Origin of the sequence: Rhodoferax sp., from assembly GCF_028715765.1 — a bacterium.
Taxonomy (GTDB): domain Bacteria; phylum Pseudomonadota; class Gammaproteobacteria; order Burkholderiales; family Burkholderiaceae_C; genus Rhodoferax.
The window spans coordinates 21,820-38,995 of sequence record NZ_JAQURE010000023.1 but is presented as its reverse complement, the minus strand read 5'-3'; the positions used below and the strand labels follow the sequence as shown (position 1 = coordinate 38,995).

General features: G+C 56.6%; 18 protein-coding genes and 1 pseudogene. 1 reads left to right on the top strand and 18 read right to left on the bottom strand.

Annotated features, from left to right (window positions below; all coding sequences use genetic code 11):
- Positions 1-146: 146 nt before the first annotated feature.
- The 18 genes and pseudogenes from PHT20_RS09705 to PHT20_RS09620 form a co-directional block, all read right to left on the bottom strand.
- Entirely contained in the window at positions 147-851 is a 705-nt protein-coding gene (locus tag PHT20_RS09705) for a transposase (protein ID WP_301020369.1), read from the bottom strand.
- A 24-nt stretch (positions 852-875) separates the two neighbouring features.
- Positions 876-1,340: a hypothetical protein gene (locus PHT20_RS09700; RefSeq protein WP_301020368.1), complete on the bottom strand. Its 465-nt coding sequence runs from the start codon at positions 1,338-1,340 to the stop codon at positions 876-878.
- Positions 1,341-1,449: 109 nt separating this feature from the next.
- A complete protein-coding gene (locus PHT20_RS09695; RefSeq protein WP_301020367.1) occupies positions 1,450-2,382 on the bottom strand; it encodes an SAM-dependent methyltransferase in 933 nt (310 codons plus the stop codon).
- Positions 2,379-2,966, bottom strand: a complete 588-nt coding sequence (locus PHT20_RS09690; protein ID WP_301020366.1) for a DUF1415 domain-containing protein — start codon at positions 2,964-2,966, stop codon at positions 2,379-2,381. Before PHT20_RS09690 ends, PHT20_RS09695 begins: the two co-directional genes overlap by 4 nt.
- A complete protein-coding gene (locus PHT20_RS09685; protein WP_301020365.1) occupies positions 2,963-4,147 on the bottom strand; it encodes a deoxyguanosinetriphosphate triphosphohydrolase in 1,185 nt (394 codons plus the stop codon). Before PHT20_RS09685 ends, PHT20_RS09690 begins: the two co-directional genes overlap by 4 nt.
- Positions 4,148-4,196: 49 nt before the next feature.
- Positions 4,197-5,321, bottom strand: coding sequence for a 3-dehydroquinate synthase (aroB, locus tag PHT20_RS09680; RefSeq protein WP_301020364.1), 1,125 nt, complete (start codon positions 5,319-5,321; stop codon positions 4,197-4,199).
- Between the two features lie 10 nt (positions 5,322-5,331).
- A complete protein-coding gene (locus PHT20_RS09675) occupies positions 5,332-5,769 on the bottom strand; it encodes a PIN domain-containing protein (RefSeq protein ID WP_301020363.1) in 438 nt (145 codons plus the stop codon).
- A complete protein-coding gene (locus PHT20_RS09670) occupies positions 5,759-5,998 on the bottom strand; it encodes a hypothetical protein (protein WP_301020362.1) in 240 nt (79 codons plus the stop codon). The genes PHT20_RS09675 and PHT20_RS09670 overlap by 11 nt, the downstream gene beginning before the upstream one ends.
- 98 nt (positions 5,999-6,096) lie before the next feature.
- Positions 6,097-6,615: a shikimate kinase gene (locus tag PHT20_RS09665; RefSeq protein ID WP_301020361.1), complete on the bottom strand. Its 519-nt coding sequence runs from the start codon at positions 6,613-6,615 to the stop codon at positions 6,097-6,099.
- A 1-nt stretch (position 6,616) separates the two neighbouring features.
- Positions 6,617-6,979, bottom strand: coding sequence for a type II toxin-antitoxin system VapC family toxin (locus PHT20_RS09660; RefSeq protein WP_366520918.1), 363 nt, complete (start codon positions 6,977-6,979; stop codon positions 6,617-6,619).
- Positions 6,976-7,197, bottom strand: a complete 222-nt coding sequence (locus PHT20_RS09655) for a CopG family transcriptional regulator (RefSeq protein ID WP_301020360.1) — start codon at positions 7,195-7,197, stop codon at positions 6,976-6,978. The genes PHT20_RS09660 and PHT20_RS09655 overlap by 4 nt, the downstream gene beginning before the upstream one ends.
- Positions 7,198-7,286: 89 nt before the next feature.
- Positions 7,287-7,484, bottom strand: a pseudogene (locus PHT20_RS09650) (shikimate kinase); the annotation flags it as partial.
- A gap of 29 nt (positions 7,485-7,513) precedes the next feature.
- Positions 7,514-9,445 carry a hypothetical protein gene (locus PHT20_RS09645; RefSeq protein ID WP_301020359.1) on the bottom strand — a complete coding sequence of 644 codons (1,932 nt, stop codon included), beginning with the start codon at positions 9,443-9,445 and terminating at the stop codon, positions 7,514-7,516.
- 34 nt (positions 9,446-9,479) lie between these two features.
- On the bottom strand, positions 9,480-11,612 hold the full coding sequence (locus tag PHT20_RS09640) for a type IV pilus secretin PilQ (RefSeq protein ID WP_301020358.1): 2,133 nt from the start codon (positions 11,610-11,612) through the stop codon (positions 9,480-9,482).
- Positions 11,609-12,154, bottom strand: coding sequence for a pilus assembly protein PilP (locus PHT20_RS09635; protein ID WP_301020357.1), 546 nt, complete (start codon positions 12,152-12,154; stop codon positions 11,609-11,611). The genes PHT20_RS09640 and PHT20_RS09635 overlap by 4 nt, the downstream gene beginning before the upstream one ends.
- Positions 12,151-12,819, bottom strand: coding sequence for a type 4a pilus biogenesis protein PilO (locus PHT20_RS09630; RefSeq protein WP_301020356.1), 669 nt, complete (start codon positions 12,817-12,819; stop codon positions 12,151-12,153). Before PHT20_RS09630 ends, PHT20_RS09635 begins: the two co-directional genes overlap by 4 nt.
- 10 nt (positions 12,820-12,829) lie before the next feature.
- Positions 12,830-13,432 (bottom strand): PilN domain-containing protein, encoded by a 603-nt coding sequence (locus tag PHT20_RS09625; protein WP_301020355.1) that lies wholly within the window; start codon positions 13,430-13,432, stop codon positions 12,830-12,832.
- On the bottom strand, positions 13,429-14,508 hold the full coding sequence (locus tag PHT20_RS09620) for a pilus assembly protein PilM (RefSeq protein ID WP_301020354.1): 1,080 nt from the start codon (positions 14,506-14,508) through the stop codon (positions 13,429-13,431). Before PHT20_RS09620 ends, PHT20_RS09625 begins: the two co-directional genes overlap by 4 nt.
- Before the next feature lie 368 nt (positions 14,509-14,876).
- On the opposite strand from PHT20_RS09620, the gene PHT20_RS09615 reads away from it, so the two are divergent.
- Positions 14,877-17,168 carry a penicillin-binding protein 1A gene (locus PHT20_RS09615; RefSeq protein ID WP_301020353.1) on the top strand — a complete coding sequence of 764 codons (2,292 nt, stop codon included), beginning with the start codon at positions 14,877-14,879 and terminating at the stop codon, positions 17,166-17,168.
- Positions 17,169-17,176: the final 8 nt, after the last annotated feature.

Genomic DNA, 17,176 nt, shown 5'->3' with positions numbered 1-17,176 from the left:
CTCAACTTTACCGCATTGCAGCAACTGTGCCAAACAAAATAATTGGGGTCAGATTCCAATTAATTTTCAGAATCAACTTTTCTAAATTAATTGGGGACATATCAAAATAAATAGCTATTAGCGCTTTATTCATAAGCACTAGAGGCTTATTTGACTGTGATCTTTTGAGTGGAAATCGGCCGCCCAGCAGTGGTTTTGGCCACGCGGCGTTCGGTTCGTTTTTGCAATTCAGCCACAAAATCTGGCTCACCCAAGGCCCAGCCCTGTAGCGTGGCATCCGTCAAAGCCGTTTGCTGCACCGTATTGATGCCACTTTGCACCATTTCGGCATAAGCCGCCTCGCGCGCAAACGGGGTGTTGCCCAGTTCCCAATACAAAGCGTGCGGCGTGATCAACCGGTCTGAGCGCACCCCCAAATAGTGCAGATGGCTCGACCACGGGTAATCTTGCGGCTGCGCCACCATCCCAGCGCGCACCGGGTTGAGGTCAATGTAGACCATGCAGGTCAGCAGGTAGCGATCTGACTGAATCAGGGTGGATTTGTAGCGCCCCTCCCACAAGGTGCCAGTGCGCTGGTGCGCTGCATTGAAATAGCGCACATAACTGCGCCCCACGGCTTGCATCATGCTGGGCAAGCCTGCCTGGGTGTGGGGCGTGGCCAGCAGGTGAAAGTGGTTGTCCATCAGCACATAGGCGTGCACGGCCACGTCAAACTTGTGCGCGGCCTCTTGCAGCAGCGCCAGCAGCTTGAGGCGGTCTGACGGAGATAAAAAGATGGCTTGGCGGTTGTTGCCCCGTGCCATCACATGGTGCGGGAAGTCTGGCAAGGTCAAGCGGGGCAAACGCGCCATGCAGTCACCTCAATACCGTTGGACTCAGGGGGCTTTGGCCACACGCACTTTGCCGCCGGTGGTGATCAAAATCACCTTGTCGCCGGGCACCAGCACTTCACCGCCCTTGGCTTGCACCACTGCGCGGCGTTCGCCACCTTTGAGCTGCACCAGCAGCTCAGTGGCGTCTTCGCGGGTGGCCATGCGCTCAATGGCATTGCCCGCCACTGCACCGGCCACGCCCACCAGCAAGCCAATGGCATTGCTCTCGGCACGGCCACCACCCCGGCTGGCACCTGCCACCGCACCGGTGACCCCGCCGACTGCCGCGCCCATGCCGCTTTGGCTGCCATCCACCACCACATTGCGCACCGTCAGCACCACGCCGTCTTCGACCAGCGACATGCGTTGTGCGTCACCGCGCTGAATCACATCGGGGCTGCTGGTTGAGCAAGCACCCAGGCTCAAAGTCAAAGCGGCAACGGCCGCCAGGGATACAAATTTCTTCATCGTCGATCCTTATCAAAGAGGGTTGAGTGTCAAGCAACGGGCTGACTGCGCCAGCTGTTGACAGCGCCGGTGGGCCACACCGTTGCACCGGCCAGCCAGGGCACCCGTGTCAGGCCAAAGCGGCATTGTCAGGCAGGCTTGTAAAGCGTGTGTGAAGCAGCTCGGTCAAACCAAATTGTTCAAGCACTTCACGCAAGCGCTGAGCCGCTGCGCGCTTTGGATGACCGGTGTAGCGCGCCAAAATCAGCTCGTTTTTCATGCTGTGCTCCCAGCCCACCAGCTCGGTCACGGTGACCTGGTAGCCACAGGCCTCCAGGTACAGGCAACGCAACACGTTGGTGATCTGGCTGCCCAGTTCGCGGGTGTGGAGCGGATGGCGCCACAATTCTGAGAGCGCGCTGCGCTGCAGTGACAAGGCTTTGTGCTGGCTCAGCACCCGCGCCACCTCGGCTTGGCAGCACGGCACCAGCACCATGAAACGGGCTTGTTTTTGCAGGCCAAAGGCGATGGCGTCGTCGGTGGCGGTGTCGCAAGCATGCAGCGCTGTGACCACGTCGATGCGGCTGGGCAGCAGGCTTGACTGCGCTGATTGCGCCACCGTCAGGTTCAAAAACGACATGCGCTCAAAGCCCAACCGCTGCGCCAATGCGGCCGATTTTTCAACCAGTTCAGCACGGGTTTCAATGCCGTAGATGTGGCCGCTGCTGCGCTGCTTGAAAAACAGGTCGTACAAAATAAAACCCAGGTAAGACTTGCCAGCACCGTGGTCAGCCAGGCTGATGCCAGGCTGGGTGGGCAGCTCTTGCAACAGCTTTTCAATGAACTGGTACAGGTGGTAGACCTGCTTGAGCTTGCGGCGCGAGTCTTGGTTGAGTTTGCCTTCGCGGGTCAGGATGTGCAGTTCTTTGAGTAGCTCCAATGACTGGCCGGGGCGAATGTCGTTGGCCAGCGCATCGGCCGCACCGGCTTTGGCGGAAACTTTGGCGGCGGTTTGGGCACCTGCGGAGTGACGGCCGGGGCGGTCAAGGGGTTTGTTTTTCATTTGCTGATGATGCCATCCACGGCCTGGGGTGCAGCGGGTGTGGCACCCACGTTCAAGGCGGCCCAGCCCGCCGCGCCCAGGCGCTCCAGGGTTTGCATGTTGGCCTCAAAAATGGTCTCAGGGTGGGGAAATGCAGCCACAGCGCGGTCAATGCTGTCCTCTCGCAACAGGTGCAGCGTGGGGTAGGGGCTGCGGTTGGTGCAGTTGGTGACATCGTCTGGGCGGGTGCCGGCAAACTGGTATTGCGGGTGCAGCGAGGCAATTTGCAGCACACCCTCAAGCTCAAGGTCAGCCAGTGCCTGGTCGGCCAGCGCCAGGAAATCGTTGAAATCCAAAAAGTCTTGCAGACACTTAGGCGCTATTAACAATGTAGTGTCTCGCGCAATCGCATCAAGCGCTGCAAGCTCATTGAGCTGAATGATCAAGTCATCCATCAAGGCCTCTGGTGAGGTGGCCTGGCTGACGAAATAATGCACTTGGCCTTTGACGTGCACACTTTTGGCAAACGGACACAGGTTCAGGCCGATCACGGCGCGCTCTAGCCAGGCCACGGTATCGGCCACCACTGGGTCATCAAGGTTCATGGGGAAGGTTCCGTTAAAAGGGTTTGGCCGGTCAGGCGGTGGTGCTCACGCAGGGCAAAGCGGTCGGTCATGCCAGCAATGTAGTCGGCCACATGGCGTGCGGCAGGAGTCTGACCCGCAGCACTTTCACCTGCCTGTACTTTGGGTTGGTAGCGCGCAGGCAGCTCTTGTGGCTGCGCCAAATACACATCAAACAGCTCACGCACCACCTGCTGCGCCTGACCGGTGGTGCGCATGACTTGGGGGTGGCGGTAGAGCTGTTGCAACAAAAAAGCCTTCAAAGCCTTGGACTGCTGGCGCATGGCGGTGCTGAACTGCACCAGCGGTAGGCATTGGCGCACGGCAGCGGCATCGGCAGGCTGGGCGGCGTCGATGGCAGCTTGCGTGGCGGCCATCACGTCATAGACCTGGGCGCTGAGCATGCGGCGAATCGACTCATACAACAAGCGCCGCCCCTGCGCGGGCTCGGCAAGGTGCGGGTGCTCAGCCATGGTTTGCTGGTAAAACTGGGCAAACAGCGGCACCACCTGCAGCTGGCTCAAGCTGATCAGGCCTGAGCGCACGCCGTCGTCAATGTCATGCGCGTTGTAGGCAATTTCATCGGCCAGGTTGCACAACTGGGCTTCCAGGCTGGGCTGGCTGTGGTGCAAAAAACGCTGCGCAACGCCGCCAGGCTCAAGTGCCTCAAGGGCTTTGGCGTTGGCTTGCGAGCAATGTTTCAAAATGCCTTCGCGGGTCTCAAAACTCAGGTTCAAGCCATCGAACTCGGGGTAGCGCTGCTCCAGGTGGTCAACCACGCGCAGGCTTTGCAGGTTGTGCTCAAAGCCGCCATGAGCAGCCATGCAGTCGTTCAGCGCATCTTGCCCAGCATGGCCAAACGGGGTGTGACCCAGGTCATGCGCCAGGGCAATGGCTTCTACCAGGTCTTCATTGAGCTTGAGTGTGCGCGCCATCGAGCGGCCCAGTTGCGCCACCTCCAGGGAATGCGTCAGGCGGGTGCGAAACAGGTCACCCTCGTGGTTCAAAAACACCTGGGTTTTGTACACCAGCCGCCGAAATGCGGTGCTGTGCACAATGCGGTCGCGGTCGCGCTGGTAGTCGGTTCGGGTGGGTGCAGGGGCTTGGGGGTAGCGCCGCCCACGGCTGTGGGCAGGGTCGCAGGCATAGGAGGCCAAAGGCATTTTTATATAAGAAATAAGGCTCTAGAGCTTATGGAATAAGCGTTAGCAGCTATATTTTTAATATCTTTTCACTGCAACACAAGTCAATCACCTGACGCACCATGGCCTCGGGTGCGGTGCGCACAATGGCGCGACCGGGGCCGTCGATCAGCACAAATTTGATGTCACCGGCTTCTGATTTTTTGTCGAGGTGCATCAGCGCCAAGTAGCGCCCGGCGTTGTCTGCTGCGTCCAGCACTGCGCCTTGCACCGGCAAACCGGCTTGGGCAATGAGCCGTGTCAGGCGTGCCACAAACAGCGCATCCACCAAGCCCAGCCGCAGCGACAGGTGCGCCGCCATCACCATGCCCGCGCCCACGGCTTCGCCATGCAGCCATTGGCCGTAGCCCAAACCGGCCTCGATGGCATGGCCAAAGGTGTGACCAAAATTCAAAATGGCACGCAGGCCAGACTCGCGCTCGTCTTGCCCCACCACCCAGGCTTTGATCTCGCAACTGCGCTTGACCACCTGCGCCAGCGCAGCGGGTTCACGCGCCATGACGTCAGTCATGTGCGCCTCAAGCCAGGCCATCAAAGCCATGTCGGCAATCGGGCCATATTTGATGACTTCAGCCAAGCCCGCGCTGAGCTCCCGGGCTGGCAGGGATTTGAGCGTGTGCAGGTCGCAGACCACTTTGAGCGGCTGGTAAAAAGCGCCAATCATGTTTTTGCCCAGCGGGTGGTTGATGGCGGTTTTGCCCCCCACCGACGAATCCACCTGCGCCAGCAAGGTAGTGGGCACTTGCACAAACGGCACACCGCGCATGTAGCTGGCCGCGGCAAACCCGGTCATGTCGCCCACCACACCACCGCCCAGCGCAAACAGCGTGGTTTTGCGGTCACAGCCGTGCTGCAGCAGCGCGTCAAAAATCAGGTTCAGGCTTTCCCAGGTTTTGAAGGCTTCGCCATCAGGCAGCACCACGGTGTGCACCTGCGGGTATTTGCCGCTCAAGGCTTTTTGCAACTGCGCCGCATACAGAGGGCCGACCGTGGTGTTGGTCACAATCAGTGCGCTTTGGGCGGCGGGCAGCTCGGCGTAGCTCAAGGGGTTGTCAAACAGCGAGCCACGGATGGCAATGTGGTAGCTGCGTGCACCTAAGTCAATCAAAACAGTTTGAAGGTCAATGGAATTCATGGGCTTGAGTTTAGAGGGTCTGCGCCACAAACGGGTTGATGACCCGAACGCCCAAAGGCTGCTTCAAAGAGCCAGCATCTTCTGAATACAGTTTTTTGATGCCATGTTCAGCGCACACGGCAATAATCAACGCATCCCAAACTTGGTATTGATGCGACCCAGCCAGATTCCAAGCTGTTTCATAGGTGCCAACAGACACCCCCAGCACACGCGCAGCTTGCGCCCATACCGTCACAGTCTCCAAGGCCAGTGCGGGCGGCATGGTCTTTTTGCGCAACACCACCGCCAAATACTCACTCAGAACCTGCCCCGGCAAACATCCAAGCGAACTGTTGAAAAGCTGCGCCAACAATGTTTGTGCCACCTGTTGCTTCTCGGACGGTGCATCAAGCGCTGTGGCATAAACCAAGACATTGGTGTCTATCGCCCAAAGCGACTCATTCTTCATAAGCATCGCTACGCTCAAAGGCTTTGCCGTAAGGCGCAGTCATGCGAAAAGACAAGGCTTTGCGAATCAAAGCCGCATGGTCATCGTCACTGAGTTGCAAAGCAGGCAACTGCACCAATTTGAGAACGGGCTTGCCATACCGGGTCACCGTCAGCTCTTCTCCGGCAGCGACACGCGCCGCCACGGCAGAAAAATTGTGAATGACCTCTCTGGATGTCACTGCGTTCATGGTGTTTTCTTTCAGCGAAATTTGTAAAGCAAAGTGTAGAACAATTGACAAATTGAGCAGCGATGTCGGTGCGCTTTAACGTGTCAAGCAACAATGCTTCAAAGCGCTTTGAAGCCAGACAACTCCAACTGCATCGCAATCATGTTGACCAGGCTGGCCACTGACGGACGCCCGGTGTCCATGCTGAAATGCGCGGTCTCGCGGTACAGCGGGTCACGTTGGGCATACAGGTCGCGCAAGCGCTGCAGCGGGTCTGCCACCTGCAGCAACGGGCGATTTTTATCATGCCGCAAACGCCGAAAAAGCTCTTCAGGGTAGGAATTCAAATACACCACCCGCGTGCGCTGGTGCAAATGCTGGCGGTTGTCTGGCCGCAGCACCACACCACCGCCAGTGGACAGCACTCCGGCGCCAGACTGGGTGAGCTCATCAATGATTTGCGCCTCCAAGTCACGAAAACGCGCTTCGCCCTCGCGCTCAAAAAACGCCCGAATCGAGCAACCCAAGCGCTGCTCGAGCAGGTGATCTGAGTCCAAAAAAGGCAGCTGCAACTTGCGGGCGAGTTGCCGCCCCACAGTGGATTTGCCTGAGCCGGGCAGGCCGATGAGAGAGATCATGCTAAAGAACGTAAGGCACTCGCACATCCGGAGCGGATGGCGAAAAATCTTTGACATTGCGTGTGATCAGTAAGCGCTCCTGAACCTGCGCGGTCGCCCAAATAATGGCATCGGGTAACTTGATTTTTGTGGCTTTACGCAAAACCACAGCCTTCAATGCCATGTGCCCGTCAATGGGCACGACGGTGAAGGCACGCAAAAACTGGTCGACTACCTGCTGGTCATCGGGCGTGGTACCCACTTGTATTTCCATCCATGTGATAACGGAGATCGCTTTGTCCGAGTACAACGCCAGTTCCAACTTGGTTTGCCCCACCCCATTGAGGTAATCAATGATAATATTGGTGTCAAAAAGTGCCTTCACCACTCTTCCCGCAAACGTTCCTGATACGCCAAAGCGTCGATTTTTCTGGCCTTCCACGCCCCAAAAGCGTCCTCTGGTATCTCGGCAGTACTGAACATTTCAAGGTATTGAGACACCGCTTGACGAATCAATTCAGCACGGGACACCCGCTTGATGTCAGACAGGGCATCTAACGCCCGAATGTCTTGATCAGAAAACCCAACCAGTGTTCGTTTCATATCTAGCCCACCGTGATATCACTATTAGATATCTTATCAGCAAGAGAAAAAAACAGCATACCCATCCGCGTTCTGGCGTAAGTTGAATGCGTCAGTTGGCCGATGGCTGACCCGGCAAGGTCGCGAAAGCGGGCTTCACCCTCACACTCAAAAAACGCCCGAATCGAGCAGCCCAAGCGCCGCTCAATCACGTGATCAGAGTCAAAAAATGGCAGTTGCAGCCGTCTGGCGAACTGCCGCCCAACGGGCGATTTACATGAGCCGGGCAGGCCTATGAGGGTGAGCATGAAGTCGGCTGCGCGGCTGACGCAGCGCGTCAGAAGGAAGTAACAGACTTGGTTCCCGACGGCGAAGTCACCGTTACATCCACCAGCGACGTGGCGCAATCGGCCTCACCATTGAGCCGGACAAAGTGCTGTCCCGCATTGGGACTGTTGTTGACTGGTGAGTTGGACACCGACAACACCGCGCATTTGGCTCCAGAGGTGACCACCGCCCCCGCCACCGTGGTGTCGGTGGCCATGGCGTTGCCGTTGATGTCGGTGACGCTGACCGAGAACCCACCGACGGTACGCGCACCCGCCGAGGTGATGTTGGCCGTCGAACTACTCCAGGCAATGGTGACTTGCTGACGCACGCGGATCGCGCTGCTCCAGGTGCCATCGCAGGTGCCTGCCACCGACTTCACCACGCCCGTGTTGGCCGTGCAAGCGGTTGCACCGGTAGAACCCCCAGGGTAGGTTGGCTCGGTGACTTGTGCCGTGCCGTCTTCGTTATCGTCGCGGAACAGCACGCCCAGGTCGGTAAAGGTTTCGCCACTGTCCCAAATGTTGTTACTGTTCAGGTCAACAAACGCTTCTTCACCCTCCATGTAGGCCATGACCACCCCTCGCCCATTGCTTGGACGAGTGCCTTGGCTGCGGTAAGTGACCGTGCACAGCGAATCGGCATCGATGGAGCACGACCCCGTCACCAGACCATGCGAGGCCACGAAATTGACCACCGATCCGACCGGGATGGGGTTGCTTTGACGGTCCGCCACGCGCATCGTCAAGGTGGCCTGGGCGCCGTCGATGGACCAACCCTCGATGGCAAACTTGTCCGAGCTGAGCGAGACCTTGTTCTGCGCAGCCCGCCCAGTGGTCACAGTCACGTTGTTGGAAGCTGCAGTGACGGTACTGTTGCTCTTGAGGGACGCGGTGACCACCACCGGGGTGGGCACTGTGCCGGCCGACACCACCACTTGGGCCTTGCCCGCCGCGTCGGTGCTGACGGTTTGGTCGGCTGCGCTGCTAGCACCCCCCACCGAGAACGTGACACCGGCGCTCTTGGCCGTTGAACTCAAACTCATCACCACGTCCTGCCCCGACATGCCCGCGCCGGCGCTGTCAAGCACCTGGTACGTCAGGGTGGACTGCTTGACACCACCGCTGGTGGACGACAGCACCATCAAGGGCGCAGAAGCTCCCACAAAAACAAGGTTGGCCGCCTGAATCGCCGCAACCTGGATGTTGGTCTGCACAGTGGTGGCACCGCTGGCGCTGGCGGTCACCGTCACCGGCCCCGAACAAGCAGCTGTGGACTGGTAGGTGCTGGTGGCCACACCCAGGTTGTTGGTACTGGCCGATGCCGGGCTGAAGGTGCCACAACTGGCGGCAAAGGTAACACTGATCGATCCGCCCGACGGGGTCACGCCGTTGACCGTAGCTTGCACACTGACCGCGCTAGTCTGCAGCGCGTTGATGCTGGAAGGCTGGGCGCTCAGAGCCGCCAATGACACATTCGACGCCGTGGTTTGAAAGTCCACCGTCTGGCTCAAGGTACTGGTCGTCGTACCGCTGACCACCGTTGCACTGGCCGTCAGAGTGCCTGCATTGCCACTCAAGCCAACTGCGGAAATTTGAGTGCTGGCCACGCCGGATGTATTGGTCAGCACGGACGTCTGAGCCAACGTCGCCACCGCCGCATCGGCGGCAAACGTCACCAGCTTGTTGGCCACCGGCGCACCGGCAGCGTCCAGCAAGACTGCTTTAGCATACGCCACAGCCCCGCCGCCAATGGCGTTGCTGCTCAGTGCCGCCCCAGCGGCGTCAACCAGACTGAGGGTTAGCGTAGGGGCTGCGGCTGTCGCACCCGCTGCGGCCGAGCCCGCACCACTCAAGGGTGTGCCTGCATTACCCCCTCCGCCGCCACACGCCAACAGCGCAGCCGTCAGCCCCAACCCAGCCAAGAATCTCAAAATACGCATACAAACCTTCCTGTAACTCAATCTTGATAAAAACCTACCGCGCAGCTTTATCAGCCACCACCTTGGGCGTGATAAACACCAGCATTTCCGTCTTGTTGGCCACCTTCGAGCGGCTCTTGAACAGGTTACCTACACCAGGCAAATCGCCCAACAAAGGCACTTTGGTTTCGCTGTTGGTCTCTGTCATCTCGAAAATACCGCCAATCACGACCGTGCCGCCGTTTTCAACCAGCACTTGGGTTTGAACGTGTTTGGTATTGATCGCAAACCCTGCTGCTGTGGACTGCCCTACCGTGTCTTTGTTGACATCCAGCGCCAAAATGATGTTGCCCTCGGGGGTGATCTGTGGTGTGACTTCAAGACGCAAATTCGCTTTTCTGAAAGCTATGGATGTGGCGCCACTTGATGATGCCACTTGGTAAGGCAACTCGGTGCCTTGCTCAATCAATGCCTTGATTTGATCCGCCGTCACCACGCGTGGACTGGAAACCACTTTGCCTTTGCCATCAGCCTCTAAAGCTGACAGTTCCAAATTCAAAAAGCGGTTGGCTGCAGAGCTGAAGATGGACAAAGCAAAGCTGGCTGGGTTGTAGCCGTTTTGGCCAATGGCTGGCAAATTGACAAAATTCCCGGTTAAATCGACCGTGCCACCAGCGCCCGTGGTGGCCACCGCGTTGCCGTAATTGGTGCCAAAGGCCACGCTGTTGCCACCACCAATGGCGTAGCCGCCTGTTCCACCTTGCTGAGCACGCAAGTCTGCAGCGCCCAACTTCACACCCAGTGATCTGCCAAAGGTGTCTGAAGCTTCCACAATACGTGCCTCAATCAACACTTGGCGCGCAGGAATATCAAGCTTGGCAATGAGCTGCTGCACTTGCTCCAATTTGCTGGGAATGTCAGTCACAAACAGTTGGTTGGTTCGCGCCTCTGCAATCACACTGCCACGAGGGCTGAGCAAACGGGCATTGCCCGTGGCGGCACCTGTGGCCGTGCCAGTGGTCAGCTGGGTCGCAACTTCAGTGGCCTTGGTGTAGTTCATCTGAAAAGACTGGGTGCGCAAAGGCTCCAAGCCTTGCAAGGCCACTGCAGCTTCCAAATCAAGTTTTTCCTTGGTGTTGATTTCATCTTTGGGTGCGATCCACAACACGTTGCCGGTTTTGCGCATACCCAAGCCTTTGGATTGCATGATGATGTCCAGCGCCTGATCCCAGGGCACATCTTGCAAACGCAAGGTCACCGTGCCAGTGACTGAATCGGAGGTGATGACGTTGAAATTGGTGAAGTCGGCAATCACCTGCAACAGTGAGCGAATTTCGATGCTCTGAAAATTCAATGACAGTTTTTGACCATTGAACCCGACACCTTGTGTGAGTTTGGTGGTATCTACCTTGACAGGTTTGACTTCCACCACAAACTGGTCGTCACTCTGGTAGGCGCTGTGAACCCAGTCACCTTGTGGCTCAATCACCATGCGCACTCTGTCGCCCACCTGGAATGTGCTGACGGTTTTGACAGGTGTGCCAAAGTCCGCCACATCCAGACGCCTGCGTAAGCCCTCTGGCAGCGTGGTTTTCATGAACTCCACCACCAGGGTTTGACCTTGCTGGCGAATATCAACCCCCACCTGGTTGTTAGGTAAAGACACCACCACTCGGCCTGAGGCAGCGTCGCCACGTCGAAAATCCACATCGCGCAACGGCTGTGTGTCGCGGCTTTGGACTGGCGCAAACACTTGCACCGCCGAAGCGGGTGCGCTGCCGCTGACAGCGTCCAGCACCACCAAAATGGACTTGCCCTGAATTTGAGTTTTGTAAGCGGTGGCTTGCTTCAGGTTCAACACCACCCTGGTGCGGTTGCCAGCCTGCACCACGCTCACAGATTTCAAATTGCCTTGATTCACATCCACCGTGGAGCGCCCCATGGCACTGACCACGTCAGGAAAGTCAAGCGCGATGCGTGCCGGGGATTGAACAGAAAAGCCCACGGGCTCGGCCTTGGGTGCCTCACTCAGGTCAATGCGTACCACCTCAGAGCCACCTTGAAGCGAGCCAGAAACAGACTCAATGGCAGTTTGTGCGTGTGTGACGGTCAACACCAGCAACAGCCCCAGCGAGACAGTCAACCGCTTGATGACGTTCAAGCCCAATAAATTTTTGTTCATATTCATTTTGACCTCTCTTGCAGTTGCAAGCTAGCAGTGCGTTCAACCCATTCACCCGCAGCGTCTTGCACCACTTCACGCAAAGTTATTTCTGTTTCTGTGATGTTCATGACACGACCATAGTTTTGACCCAAATGCTCACCCACGCGAACCTGGTAGAGCAATTTGCCCACCGTGACCAGCGCCACAGGTTGCCCAGCTTTGGTGAGATGCCCAACCAGCGCCATGGTGTCAAGTGGAAATTCTTCCAGCGGGTCTTTGCGTCTGGCCAGCTCTGGGGCAATCAGGGCTTGGTTGGACTGCGCGCGGCTGGAATCTTTGTTCAGCGCTTGGGTGAGTTTTTGAAGACTGAACGGCTCCAACTCTGACACCAAGGTGTAAGACTCGGGTTTGAACTGTTTAGGCTCAGAAATGGGTTTGACCTTGGGGTGAATTTGACTTTTTTGCTCATTCATCCATTGCTGAAGTTCAGACTCGTTGGCGGCACCGCAGGCTGACAACAACATGGCCACCGCACAGACACCCAACCACTTGGTGAGCTTGCTCATTTTTTCGCCCCCTTGGCCGCCATACGTTGCGCGCTGATTTCTTCAGAGTCGAGGTAGCGAAAGGTTTTGGCGGTGGCATCCATCGCCAACATGCCATCTTTAGCGGGCACGATGGTCATGTTGTTCAGGGTCACGATGCGCGACAGGTTCGCCACGTCGGCTGCAAAGTTGCCTATATCGTGGTATTTGCCGGTGACACGCACCGCAATCGGCAGCTCTGCGTAATAGTCTTTGACCACCACTTGGCCTGGCCGAAACAAATCAAATTGCAGGCTTCGCCCCAAGCCAGCTTGGTTGACATCAGATAAAAGGGCATCCATTTCTGCCTTGCTCGGCAACTGTTTCTCAAGCTGGGTCACATACAGCTGCACTTGCTCACGCTGCTTTTTCAAGGCATCAAGGTTGATGGCTTTACCCAGTTTGAGCTTGTATTCATCCCGCAAGGTCAGTTCTTTTTCTTGCTCGGTGGTTAGCGTGGTTTGGTTGTCACTCAGCCAAAGAAACCACAAGACGACCAAACAAAGCACGGTGACCGACACAAACACCAAGGCTCTTGGCAATACAGGCCAATTGGAAGGGTCTTTGGGATCGAGATTGCGAAACTGCTCAGCCAAGTCACTGAACCAGTCTTTCAGTTGAAAATTAAATTGAAGCTTGCTTGCCATGCTCATGCCTTTACTTGGCGGCTGGTGCGTTGGGCTTGGCTTTTTCGGCCTCGCTTGCACGCACCAGTTTGACCCGAATGTTGAAATTGGCCACTCGGCGCATGTCTCTGGGAGCCAGGGTTACGCTGGCAGCCACAATCTCTACCAGTTCAGGTCTGGCAAACCAGGGGGAATTCCCGCCCAAATTGCGCAGCAGCTCAGACACCCGCTCATTGGACTGCGCCACACCTTGAAATTGGACGTTTTGCCCGTCTTGACGCATGCTGGTGATGTACACCCCTTCTGGCAATTGCTTGACCATTTCGCTGAGCAAATGCACCGGCAAATTGCGATCCGCTTGCAAGTCTTCCACCGCTTGCTGACGGGCACGCAGAGCGGTGATTTCGGATTCAAGCCCAGCAATGTCCTTGATTTGCAGGTTAAATTGATCAATTTCGGTCTGCAAGGTTTGATTTTTGTCTTGTTGTGCTGTGATCTGCGCTTGAAACCACAAAAAGATCAAACCAGCCATCAAGCCACCCAACAACGCCGCAGCACCTAGGCTGGCGTTGAAGATGTCTTTTCGTTTTTTTCGGGCAATTTCCCGGTGCGGGAGCAGGTTAATCAGAATCACTGCAAAAACCTCCGCAAGGCCAAACCACAAGATGTCAGGTACGAAGGCGCTTCACGCAACAGCTTGGCTTGGCGCACGCCGTCGGCAATTTCCATGCCTTCGAATGGGTTGGCCACGGCGCAGTCAAAGCTGGTTTGCTTGGTCACCGCCTCAGTCAAACCCGGCAGGGCAGCAGAGCCGCCCGCTAGCAATACTTTGTCAACTTTGTTGTGGGTGGTACTGGTAAAGAAAAACTGCAAGGCGCGGGCAATTTCTTGTACCAAGCTGTCCAAAAAGGGCTTGAGCACTGTGTCTGCGTAATCTTCAGGCAGCTCGCCACTGCGCTTTTTGCTTTCAGCTTCTTCTTGAGAAAACCCGTACTGACGCACAATCATTTGCGTCAACTGAGCCCCGCCAAACGCTTGATCGCGGTCGTATAAAACTTCGTCGTTGCGCAGCACTTGCATGCTGGTGGTCATGGCACCCACTTCGAACAAAGCCACAATGCTATCCACACCTTGGTTCGGCATGTTGCCAATCAACCGGGCCGTGGCCATGCGGCTGGCGTAAGACTCCACATCCACGATCACCGGCTTGAGGCCTGCTGCTTCGGCCAAGCCCTGAATGTCTTGCACCTTCTCACGCCGGGAAGCGGCAATCAACACTTCTACATCGCCCGAGGCATTGGCCACAGGGCCCAACACACAAAAGTCCAGACTGACCTCATCCAGAGGAAATGGAATGTATTGGTTGGCTTCGGATTCAACTTGAATTTCAAGCTCTTGATCACTCATTCCGCCGGGCAAAACAATTTTTTTAGTAATGACTGCAGAGGGAGGCAAGGCCATGGCCACATTTTTGGTTTTGGTGCCACTTTTGGCCACCAGTCGACGCACGGCATCGGCCACTTCGTCAAACTTTTCGACGTTGCCATCGGTGATCAGCCCCCGCTCTAGCGGCACGATGGCACAGGCTTTCAGCACCAAGTTGCCAGCTTTGTTTTGCTCAAGCTCCACCAACTTGACGCTTGACGAGCTGATGTCCAAGCCAAGCATGGGTGCCGGTTGACGGCTCAATAACGACCCCAGTGAAAACAAAACGATCCCCTCAACTTGATGGACAAACCGCCCAATACTTAAGAATTTACTTCAATACTATCAGCAGGCACATTGTCACGCAAAGATATTTGTGCCAAATTGTCACCGCAAGCGTTGCCAAATATTGACAAGCCACCCGCGCCCAAAATGCCAGTTCAGCCGCTCATTGCCACGGGTGTGGCATAGCTCCAAGGCGGGAATACTAACCTGTCCGACCTGTCAGGTTTCAATTTTTATAATGCGGGCGAATCATCTTCAGGTTTTTTATGCCCGCCAAAACGCCAACTGCTTCCAAAGAAGCGCCCCAAACCCCTGCCCGTCAGGCCAAACCTTCGCTTCATTGGGCTGTGAGAGGGGTTCTTTGGCTCATGGGGTTGTTCACTGCCGGTGTGCTGTCTGTGCTGCTGTTGGTGGGGATTGCCATGGCCATGGCGTTCCCCAACTTGCCCGATGTGTCAGACCTGTCTGATTACCGCCCCAAGCTGCCACTGCGGGTGTATTCGGCTGAAGGCACGTTGCTGGGCGAATTTGGCGAAGAGCGCCGCCGCTTTACCCGTGTTCAAGACATTCCCAAAGTCATGAAAGACGCTGTGCTGGCCATTGAAGATGCCCGCTTTTACGAGCACGGTGGCGTGGACTACAAAGGCTTGCTGCGTGCCGCCTTGGCGAATTTAGGTCGCATCAAGAGCCAAGGCGCATCCACCATCACCATGCAAGTGGCGCGCAATGTGTATTTGTCGTCTGAGAAAACCTACACCCGCAAAATTTATGAAATTTTGCTGACCTTCAAGCTGGAGCATTCCCTGACCAAAGACCAAATCTTAGAGATCTACATGAACCAGATTTTTCTGGGCAACCGCGCTTACGGTTTTGCAGCGGCCTCGGAGGCTTATTTTGGCAAGCCCTTGAGCCAAATCACGGTGGCTGAAGCGGCCATGCTGGCCGGGTTGCCCAAAGCACCCTCGGCTTACAACCCCATCAACAACCCCAAGCGCGCCAAGTCACGCCAGCTCTACATCATCGAGCGGATGCTTGAAAACAACTTCATCTCAGTCGACCAAGCCGATGCGGCCAAGCGCGAGGTGCTCAAAGTCAAACCCAACTCTGACAACACCGGCGTTCATGCCGAATATGTGGCTGAAACCGTGCGCCAGCTGATGTTTGCTCAATATGGCGAAGCCACCTACACCCGCGGGCTGAACGTCTACACCACCTTGCGCGCCAAAGACCAGGCGGTGGCTTACAGCGCACTGCGCCGCGGCATCATGAACTATGAGCGCAGACAGGTCTACCGCGGGCCTGAAAAATTCATCAGCTTGCCAGGCACACAAGCCGAAGTAGAAGACGTGATTGATGAAGCCCTGCAAGACCACCCTGACAACGGCGATGTGCTGGCGGCAGTGGTGCTAGAGGCCAACCCGAAAAAAATTCAGGCCATGCGCGCCAACGGTGAACTGATCGAGATCACCGGCGAGGGGCTCAAACCTGCGCAATCGGGCTTGTCAGACAAAGCGGCGGCCAACATCAAAATTCGCCGTGGTGCAATCATCCGGGTGGTACAGACGCCCAAGCAAACCTGGGAAATCACCCAATTGCCTGAGGTTGAAGGTGCGTTTGTCGCCCTTGACCCCCGCGACGGTGCCATCAAGGCCATGGTGGGTGGTTTTGATTTTGCCAAAAACAAGTTCAATCATGTCACGCAAGCGTGGCGCCAGCCAGGCTCAAGCTTCAAGCCTTTCATCTACTCAGCCGGACTTGAACACGGCTTGACCCCGGCCACCGTGATCAACGACGCCCCGCTATTTTTCAGCGCCGGTGTCACTGGTGGCCAAGCCTGGGAGCCGAAGAACTACGACGGCAAATTTGAGGGTCCCATGACCATGCGCCGCGGTCTGGCCAAATCCAAAAACATGATCTCCATCTGGATTTTGCAAACCGTAGGCGCCCAAAACGCGCAAGACTGGGCCACGCGGTTTGGCTTTGATGCAGACAAACACCCGGCCTACCTGACCATGGCCTTGGGCGCAGGCTCTGTCACGCCCATGCAAATGGCCACCGCTTATTCGGTATTTGCCAACGGCGGCTACCGGGTCAACCCCTGGCTGGTGGCCAAAATCACAGACCAAAACAACAAAATTCTGGTGCAAACCCCGGTACCCGTCATTGATGAGTCGTTGCGCGCAATCGATGCCCGCAACGCGTTTGTAATGGACAGTTTGCTGCAAGAGGTCACCCGCTCTGGCACTGCAGCCCGCGCCCAAGCCACGCTCAAACGCACTGACCTGTATGGCAAAACCGGCACCACCAACGACTCGATGGATGCCTGGTTTGCCGGTTTTCAGCCCAGCCTGGCAGCCATCACCTGGATTGGCTACGACACCCCCAAAAAACTCGGTGACCGTGAAACTGGCGGTGGCTTGAGCTTGCCGGTGTGGATTGATTTCATGAGCGAAGCCCTCAAAGGCGTGCCGGTCATGGAATACGCCGTGCCTGAAGGTGTGGTGAACTCAGGTGGCGAATGGTTTTACAACGAATATGCGGCGGGTGCGGGCGTGGCCAGCTTGGGGCTCAACGACAGCGCTGAAGGCGCCGCGCCGCAGGTGATTCCCCTTCCACCCGAGGATGAAAAAAAGAAAATTTTGGATTTGTTCAAAAACTAAAGGGGCAG

What these genes read in the sequence shown, in the direction of transcription:
- PHT20_RS09670 (WP_301020362.1), bottom strand. Translation starts at nt 5,998, where the DNA reads ATGAACGCAGTGACATCCAGAGAGGTCATTCACAATTTTTCTGCCGTG.
- PHT20_RS09665 (WP_301020361.1), bottom strand. Translation starts at nt 6,615, where the DNA reads ATGATCTCTCTCATCGGCCTGCCCGGCTCAGGCAAATCCACTGTGGGG.
- PHT20_RS09635 (WP_301020357.1), bottom strand. Translation starts at nt 12,154, where the DNA reads ATGAGCAAGCTCACCAAGTGGTTGGGTGTCTGTGCGGTGGCCATGTTG.
- PHT20_RS09695 (WP_301020367.1), bottom strand. Translation starts at nt 2,382, where the DNA reads ATGAAAAACAAACCCCTTGACCGCCCCGGCCGTCACTCCGCAGGTGCC.
- PHT20_RS09630 (WP_301020356.1), bottom strand. Translation starts at nt 12,819, where the DNA reads ATGGCAAGCAAGCTTCAATTTAATTTTCAACTGAAAGACTGGTTCAGT.
- PHT20_RS09615 (WP_301020353.1), top strand. Translation starts at nt 14,877, where the DNA reads ATGGGGTTGTTCACTGCCGGTGTGCTGTCTGTGCTGCTGTTGGTGGGG.
- PHT20_RS09655 (WP_301020360.1), bottom strand. Translation starts at nt 7,197, where the DNA reads ATGAAACGAACACTGGTTGGGTTTTCTGATCAAGACATTCGGGCGTTA.
- PHT20_RS09675 (WP_301020363.1), bottom strand. Translation starts at nt 5,769, where the DNA reads ATGAAGAATGAGTCGCTTTGGGCGATAGACACCAATGTCTTGGTTTAT.
- PHT20_RS09700 (WP_301020368.1), bottom strand. Translation starts at nt 1,340, where the DNA reads ATGAAGAAATTTGTATCCCTGGCGGCCGTTGCCGCTTTGACTTTGAGC.
- PHT20_RS09640 (WP_301020358.1), bottom strand. Translation starts at nt 11,612, where the DNA reads ATGAATATGAACAAAAATTTATTGGGCTTGAACGTCATCAAGCGGTTG.
- PHT20_RS09690 (WP_301020366.1), bottom strand. Translation starts at nt 2,966, where the DNA reads ATGAACCTTGATGACCCAGTGGTGGCCGATACCGTGGCCTGGCTAGAG.
- PHT20_RS09705 (WP_301020369.1), bottom strand. Translation starts at nt 851, where the DNA reads ATGGCGCGTTTGCCCCGCTTGACCTTGCCAGACTTCCCGCACCATGTG.
- PHT20_RS09685 (WP_301020365.1), bottom strand. Translation starts at nt 4,147, where the DNA reads ATGCCTTTGGCCTCCTATGCCTGCGACCCTGCCCACAGCCGTGGGCGG.
- PHT20_RS09645 (WP_301020359.1), bottom strand. Translation starts at nt 9,445, where the DNA reads ATGCGTATTTTGAGATTCTTGGCTGGGTTGGGGCTGACGGCTGCGCTG.
- aroB (WP_301020364.1), bottom strand. Translation starts at nt 5,321, where the DNA reads ATGAATTCCATTGACCTTCAAACTGTTTTGATTGACTTAGGTGCACGC.